Here is a 6,072-nt window from a genome sequence, read left to right on the forward strand (position 1 = left end):
GATCGCAACAAAAACGGGGAACCTCTCATGCGAACCATCTTCAAAGCGTTTCTCGGCCTTTCGGCCATCCTATGGGCCTCCACAGCCCATGCAACCACCCTGGAAACCGTGCAGAAACATGGAGTGCTAACATGCGGCACCAACGCTGCCACAGCGGGGTTCAGTCTCCCGGACAATGACGGCAAGTGGACTGGCTTCGTGGTAGACTATTGCCGCGCGGTGGCCGCTGCGGTCTTGGGCGACGCCCAGAAGGTAAAGTTCATCCCGCTGACGCCCAAGGATCGGTTCACTGCCTTGCAGTCCGGCGAGATCGATATCCTGGCGCACAACGCAACCTGGACATCGTCGCGCGACTCGACCTTGGGCATCTTGTTCGCGGGCACATATTTTTATGATGGCCAGGGCTTTTTGGTCCGCAAGGCCGACAATATCAAGGCGATCAAGGACCTCAATGGGGCTTCAATCTGCGTGACGCAGGGAACGACGACCGAATTGAACATCGCCGATTATTTCCGCGCGCAGAAGATCACCTATACGACCGTCGGATTTGCCGACGAGGAATCCGTCGTCAAAGCTTTTGAAGAGGGACGCTGCGACGCGATGTCAGCCGATAGCTCGACATTGAATGCTTCGCGCACGAGGATGGCCAAACCCGATGACAGCGTTGTGCTTCCCGAGTTGATCTCGAAGGAGCCCCTGGGACCGGTCGTGCGTCAGGGTGACGACCGTTGGTTCAACATCGCCAAATGGACCCTGTACGTTTTGGTTGCTGCGGAAGAGTATGGCGTTACGTCGCAAAACGTCGATGAGATGAAATCCTCCTCCAACCCGAATATTCGCCGCCTGCTCGGCGTGGAGGGCAGTATTGGAAAGGATTTCGGCCTCAGCGACACCTGGACGGTCGACGTCATCAAGCAAGTCGGCAACTATGGTGAGATTTTCGACCGTTCGATCGGCAAGGATTCTCCGCTGAAGATCAGCCGTGGCGTCAATGCCCTGTGGAACCAGGGCGGCCTGCAATACGCCCCGCCGATCCGATAAACCGGGACAACTGGCAGATTGGCGCGGAAAGCCGCGCCAATCCCCTCAAAACAGCCAAGAGGATCAGGATATGTCCGATCTTTCGCTCGCAGTGCCGCCGCGCCGCAGTCTATCCCTGCACGATTCTCGACTAAGAGGTATCGTCTATCAGGCGTTGCTTGCCGGGAGTCTTCTGGCCCTCGTCACCGCGATCGGAATCCAGACGGTGTCCAATATGAGCGCGCGGGGAATTCCGCTGTCGCTCGACTTCTGGAACGAAACAGCAGGGTTTGCCATCAACCAAACCCTAATTCCTTACGACTCGCTTTCGACATACGGGCGTGCGTTTTGGGTGGGGGTGGTAAACACGCTGCTGGTCGGCTGTCTTGGTATCGTATTCGCCACCGTTCTCGGCTTTATTGTCGGCGTTGCGCGGCTTTCCGACAATTGGGTCGTGGCGAAGATCTCTGCATTCTATGTGGAAATCATCCGCAACGTTCCGCTGCTTCTGCAACTTCTTTTCTGGTACAACGCAGTCCTCAAGCCGTTGCCTGCGCCGAAGGCATCTATCACAATACCCGGCGGCATCTTCCTCAACAATCGTGGACTGATCATCCCAGAAATCCAGCTTCATTCTGGGGCGGGCCTGGTCGGGCTTGCGATCTTGATCGCTTCGCTCTCGTCATGCGCATTCTACGTCTATGCAAAGGGCGTCCAGAAGCGAACCGGTCAGCAGCTTCCGATCCTGGCATTCTCCGTCGGAATTATGATCGGCTTGCCGCTGCTTGCTTTCATTGCCACCGGCAATCCCGTTTCCTTCCAGGCGCCCAAATTGGTCGGCTTCAATTTCACGGGCGGGCACCAGATATACCCTGAGTTCGCAGCGCTTCTGATTGGGCTATCGGTCTACACGGCATCGTATGTCGCTGAGATCGTCCGGGGCGGGATACAGGCGATACCCAAGGGTCAGACCGAGGCTGCATATGCGCTTGCGCTGCCGCCCGGCAAGACCCTGCGCCTTGTCGTTGTCCCGCAAGCCCTGCGAGTGATCGTTCCTCCACTGACCAGCCAGTATCTCAATCTGATCAAGAATTCATCTTTAGCCGTGTTCATCGGCTATCCCGACCTCGTTCAGGTTTTCGCAGGCACGGTGCTGAACCAGACGGGGGCGGCGATTCAGGTCATGGCCATCACGCTGTCGGTCTATCTCGCCATCTCATTGCTGACGTCGATGGCAATGAATCTGTTCAATCAGCGGTTTGCAATCGTCGAGAGGTGACACATGAACGAAAACTCTCTGACCTCCGACGCCAGTTCGCTTTTGCCCGCCGCGGAACGACCAGCCTTTGCCCGGCTTGGCATCGGTACCTGGTTGATGAAGAACCTGTTCTCAACCCCTTTTTCTGGCGTTCTCACGATCGGTTTTGCACTGATCGGAACATGGCTGCTTCACCAATTTCTCAGTTTCGCAATATTCGGTGCAGTATGGAGCGGGGGCAAGGCAGCCTGCCTCGCAAATCCGCAAGGCGCCTGCTGGCCATTCATAGCGCAGAAGTTCGATTACCTGCGTTACGGCGCGTATCCCGTGCCGGAACGCTGGCGTGTCGATCTGACGGAGGCGGTCGGCGCAATACTGATTGCCTGGCTCCTCTGGAATGGGGCGCCCCGCCGCAACATCGCAGCGGTTCTGTTTTTCATTGCTTATCCCGTTCTCGCTTTTGTGCTGCTGCACGGCCTGGCCATGCTGAACCTCCCGGTGATTGACACCACCCTATGGGGCGGCCTCCTCATCACCCTCCTGATGTCGATTGTGGGTATCGTTTTCTCGCTGCCGCTCGGGGTGTTGCTGGCGCTTGGCCGAATGTCGGAACTGCCAATCGTACGGGCGGTTTCCGTCATGTACATCGAGGTTGTGCGAGGAGTGCCGTTCATCACGGTACTCTTCATGGCCAACTTCATGATGCCGCTTTTCGTGCCGGACTATTTGACGCCGGACAGGCTGCTTCGTCCTCTTATCGCGATTGCGCTATTTTCATCTGCTTACATGGCCGAAGTGGTTCGTGCAGGCCTCCAGGCGATCCCCAAGGGCCAGCATGAAGCTGCGAAGTCGCTAGGCATCGGCTACGTCAATGCAATGCGGCTCGTAGTGCTTCCCCAAGCCCTGACGATCGTCATCCCGAGCATCGTCTCCACTTTCATTGGACTGTTCAAGGATACGACATTGGTGGCGATAGTCGGGATCGCCGATTTTCTGAGGGCGGTTGAATCCGCTCGGGTGGACCCGAGTTGGGCCGGTCCGACAATTTCGACAACGGGCTATCTGTTCGCAGCGCTTGTCTACTGGGTCTTCTGCTTCGGCATGTCGCGCTACTCGCAGTTCATGGAGCGCCAATTGGCGCATGGCCACAAACACTAGGGAACTTGGACCATGGCTACTCAGACGGCTTCCTCGGCATTGCGGCCACGCCCTCAGGGCACCGCGGCGATTCAACTTCACAACGTCAACAAATGGTATGGCGACTATCATGCATTGAGAAACATCAACGTTTCGGTCCAATCTGGAGAGCGCCTCGTGATTTGCGGCCCTTCAGGATCGGGCAAATCCACGATGATCCGGTGCATAAACCGACTGGAGAAGCACCAGACTGGCGAGATCACCGTCAATGGAACAGAGCTGACCGACGACCTTCGGAAGATTGACGAAGTCCGATCGGAGGTCGGAATGGTGTTTCAGCATTTTAACCTGTTCCCACATCTTACAGTGCTGGAGAACTGCATGCTCGCCCCGATATGGGTGCTGAAGCGTCCGCGCAGGGCTGCCGAAGAGATCGCAATGGGTTTTCTTGACCGTGTGAAGATTGCCGACAAGGCCAGAAGCTACCCCGGCCAATTGTCGGGCGGCCAACAGCAGCGCGCGGCCATCGCTCGCGCGCTGTGCATGAGCCCGAAAGTCATGCTGTTTGATGAACCGACGTCCGCCCTCGATCCGGAGATGGTCAAGGAGGTTTTGGATACCATGGTCTCGCTCGCCACTGAAGGCATGACAATGCTCTGCGTGACGCATGAGATGGGCTTTGCGCGCGAGGTGGCGGACCGCGTCGTCTTTATGGATGGCGGACAAATCATCGAGTCAAACACGCCGGATGAATTCTTCGGTCAGCCTCGTTCAGAGCGGGCAAAGCAATTCCTTGCCCAGATACTGAAATAGTTCGCGAAGTTCTAAAGTTCTGCGCTGATACCATAAAAACATGAGGAAACACAAAGATGGCAGTCAATGCTTCATCGAAGGCAGGGTCGCGCGACGATGCCGTCAAGGTATTCAATTTCGACCAGGTGCACGACCGGCATCAGTTCGGTTCTGTGAAATGGGCGAACCAATGGGACGAGTTCTCGCCACGGGTTGAAGGTGAGAATCTGCTTTCGCTGTGGACTGCAGACATGGATTTTCGCGCGCCGGAGACCGTAATCGAGAGGCTCCGCGATGCCGCCGATCATGGGATTTATGGCTATACCCGCCGCGACCCGCGCCACTATGAAATCGTCCGATCCTGGTTCGAGCGCAGGCATGGCTGGGACCCTGCATTGGAGACACTGCTGCCTGCGCCCGCGATCATGCCCACGGTCGCGGCAATACTTCGGACCTTCACCGAGCCAAGTGACGGCGTCATTGTCCAGACACCCGTTTATTCTCCGTATTTCGAAGTCGTGCGCGGCAGCGAACGAACCTTGCTCATCAACCGTTTGCTTTTGCGCGATAATCAGTACGAACTCGACCTCGACGATTTCGAGAAACTGGCCTCGAACGGCGCCAAGGTTTTTCTTCTGTGTAATCCGCACAATCCGGCAGGCAAGGCGTGGACAGTCGACGAGTTGACGGCGCTCAACGACATATGCCAGCGCTACGACCTGCTGGTCATATCGGATGACATCCACTGCGACATAAGGCTGTCGAGCCGACCCCACATAGTGTTTTCCTCGATCTCGGACGACGCTGCGGACAGGTCGTTCATTTGTACCGCGCCCACCAAAACCTTCAACTTGGCTGGCGTCCCGTCGGCTACGATTTCTGTCGTGAACAAGGCGCGCCGAGACGCCTTGCTGTCCGCAATGCAATCGTCGTTCATGGTGAATGCCAACTACTTCGGCAGACTGGCTCTCGAGACAGCATACAGCACCGGTGACCAATGGTTGGACCAGGCCACACGCTACATTGGTGAAAATGTTGGGGTGGTTGAAGAGTTCGCCAGCACCAGTCTCCCCGGCATTACACCCATGAAACCTGATGCCTCATTTCTTGTGTGGCTCGATGCACGTGATCTCGACCGGAAGGTGGGGGGCATTCAGAAGTTCTTCGTCGATCACGCCGGAGTGAATCTGTATGACGGCCGCGTATATGGACCAGGGGGTGAGGGCTTCATCCGTCTCAATGTCGGCTGCCCCAGAAGTGTCCTTCAGACCGGGTTGGAGCAGATGTCCAAGGCCTTGTCGGCGCTGAAGTGAAGCACCGGCAGCGTTTGGCGATCATCTCGTAAAGCTCCCGCATCAAGGCAGGAATCATGAAAAGACCAACGATGGGCTCGTCGCAAAGTTTCTCCGTTAACGCCGCTTTGATGATTTGCCGGTGAAAAGACGCCCGGATTTGTTGGAGCGTCGGATCATTCATGATTCTCAATGCCATTGCCGAAAAGCTGAAACGCCAGTCGAAGGACGATTTCAAGGGACGGCAGTTTGAAGCGTGGCTGATCATTCAGGCGGTTTCCTGGTATTTGCGCTATCCGCTGAGCTGCCGCATTGTGGTTCGATCCGCGTCGATGAAACATACGTGAAAATTCGGGGTCAATGGCGATATCTGTACCGGGCTATCGAYAAGCACGGCAACCCGGTGGATTTCTTGCTCACCGCGAGGCGCGACCTCGACGCCGCCAAGCGCTYCTTTCGCAAGATGCTGAAGGATGAGCCACTGCTGTCACCCGRCAAAATCGGCACCGACGGCGCCAATACCTTTCCTTCGACCATCAAAACGTCCGTCGAAGAGGGACTGCTCCACCCAGA

Annotated in this window: 5 protein-coding genes and 1 pseudogene; all 6 read left to right on the forward strand. The window is 56.6% G+C overall.

The window, feature by feature from the left end:
* Nucleotides 1-27 precede the first annotated feature (27 nt).
* Nucleotides 28-1,041 carry an amino acid ABC transporter substrate-binding protein gene (locus AC1DYF_RS14340; RefSeq protein WP_477877389.1) on the forward strand — a complete coding sequence of 338 codons (1,014 nt, stop codon included), beginning with the start codon at nt 28-30 and terminating at the stop codon, nt 1,039-1,041.
* Between the two features lie 70 nt (nt 1,042-1,111).
* Nucleotides 1,112-2,299, forward strand: coding sequence for an amino acid ABC transporter permease (locus tag AC1DYF_RS14345; protein ID WP_477877390.1), 1,188 nt, complete (start codon nt 1,112-1,114; stop codon nt 2,297-2,299).
* A 3-nt stretch (nt 2,300-2,302) separates the two neighbouring features.
* The gene (locus tag AC1DYF_RS14350; RefSeq protein ID WP_477877391.1) at nt 2,303-3,436 is read left to right on the forward strand and encodes an amino acid ABC transporter permease; all 1,134 of its coding nucleotides are present in this window, start codon (nt 2,303-2,305) and stop codon (nt 3,434-3,436) included.
* A 12-nt stretch (nt 3,437-3,448) separates the two neighbouring features.
* The gene (locus AC1DYF_RS14355) at nt 3,449-4,228 is read left to right on the forward strand and encodes an amino acid ABC transporter ATP-binding protein (protein ID WP_477877392.1); all 780 of its coding nucleotides are present in this window, start codon (nt 3,449-3,451) and stop codon (nt 4,226-4,228) included.
* A 56-nt stretch (nt 4,229-4,284) separates the two neighbouring features.
* Nucleotides 4,285-5,520: a MalY/PatB family protein gene (locus AC1DYF_RS14360; protein ID WP_477877393.1), complete on the forward strand. Its 1,236-nt coding sequence runs from the start codon at nt 4,285-4,287 to the stop codon at nt 5,518-5,520.
* Nucleotides 5,521-5,681: 161 nt separating this feature from the next.
* Nucleotides 5,682-6,072, forward strand: a pseudogene (locus AC1DYF_RS14365) (DDE-type integrase/transposase/recombinase); the annotation flags it as partial.

This window comes from Rhizobium sp. P2_G9 (assembly GCF_056403475.1).

What these genes read in the sequence shown, in the direction of transcription:
- AC1DYF_RS14340 (WP_477877389.1), top strand. Translation starts at nt 28, where the DNA reads ATGCGAACCATCTTCAAAGCGTTTCTCGGCCTTTCGGCCATCCTATGG.
- AC1DYF_RS14345 (WP_477877390.1), top strand. Translation starts at nt 1,112, where the DNA reads ATGTCCGATCTTTCGCTCGCAGTGCCGCCGCGCCGCAGTCTATCCCTG.
- AC1DYF_RS14350 (WP_477877391.1), top strand. Translation starts at nt 2,303, where the DNA reads ATGAACGAAAACTCTCTGACCTCCGACGCCAGTTCGCTTTTGCCCGCC.
- AC1DYF_RS14355 (WP_477877392.1), top strand. Translation starts at nt 3,449, where the DNA reads ATGGCTACTCAGACGGCTTCCTCGGCATTGCGGCCACGCCCTCAGGGC.
- AC1DYF_RS14360 (WP_477877393.1), top strand. Translation starts at nt 4,285, where the DNA reads ATGGCAGTCAATGCTTCATCGAAGGCAGGGTCGCGCGACGATGCCGTC.